This is a genomic window from Microcystis sp. M53598_WE2, from assembly GCF_030067735.1.
GTDB lineage: Bacteria > Cyanobacteriota > Cyanobacteriia > Cyanobacteriales > Microcystaceae > Microcystis > Microcystis aeruginosa.
In genome coordinates, this window is sequence record NZ_JASJFE010000627.1 from 1 (window position 1) to 1,178 (window position 1,178).

1 protein-coding gene is annotated in these 1,178 nt (G+C 41.8%); it reads left to right on the forward strand.

What is annotated here, in order from left to right; translation table 11 throughout:
- Window positions 1-197: 197 nt before the first annotated feature.
- Window positions 198-1,178 (forward strand): serine/threonine-protein kinase (locus PX636_RS12780; protein ID WP_288117481.1); only part of this gene is annotated, 981 nt, incomplete at its 3' end.

A 1,178-nucleotide genomic window follows, 5' to 3' on the forward strand; every position in this document is an offset into this window, starting at 1 on the left:
ACTTTCCCGGGCCTAGTTTTCGGACTTTATTGGAGGACTTGGGGACGATGAGTTTGAATACTCTTAATCCCTCCTACAGCAGATGTTATGGCCTTTTGTCAACGGGGAAGTTCAGTAATAATCATCAACAGTTGATGGTCTCATAGTCTCAGCATCTGTGTTAGAGTTAAGCGATAACTATGTCCTGGGGAAAAACTATGAGTCTTTGTTTTAATCCCACCTGTCGCCACGAAAACCCTAAAGATATTGTATCCTGTGAACGCTGCGGTCAGTCATTAAAGTTAGGCGCTCGCTATCGAGGATTGAGAGAAATTGGGTCTGGGGGGTTTGGCATCACCTATTTAGGTATAGATGAAAGCGAAACTAATCACCCTCCCTGTGCGATTAAACAATTTTCCCCCCATAGGACTAATGATGCTCAGGTATCCTCTGGCCTCTTCCGTCGAGAAGCCCAAAGTTTACAGGTGCTTAACCATCCCCAAATCCCCAAATTTTTGGCATATTTTTATATAGATGAACAACAGTATCTTATCCAAGAGTTCATTCCAGGAGAAACCTTAGAACAAGAATTAGCAGCAAGGGGGGTATTTAGAGAAAGCCAAATCCGAGATATACTCAATCAAATTTTACCGATTTTACAATATCTACACGCTAAAAACCTAATTCATCGGGATGTTAAACCCGCTAATATTATCCGTAGAACAAGCGATAAACGTCTCTTTTTAGTAGATTTTGGGGCGACTAAACTCCACACGGGAACTAACCTGGCTAAAACGGGAACTAGCATCGGAACTGCGGAATTTGTCGCCCCAGAACAATTACGAGGAAAAGCGGTTTTTGCTAGTGACCTCTATAGTTTAGGTGTAACCTGTATTTATTTATTAACTAATACATCACCGTTTAATTTAGTGGATGGTGATAATAATTGGGTATGGCGAGACTGGCTTGGGGAAAATACGGTTAGTTCTCAATTAGCGGAAGTTTTAGATGGTCTAATTGCGCCAGGTCTAAGTAACCGCTATACATCAGCTTCAGCGGCATTAAAAGACCTCAATCAGCCTCGCAAAGCGAAAAATGTCTATGGTAATTATTTGTGGTTTGGCAGTGCAATTGCTGCTTTGATAGCCCTGTTTTATGGGTTCAAAACCACCCAAGAATCATCAAAGATTGAACCACCC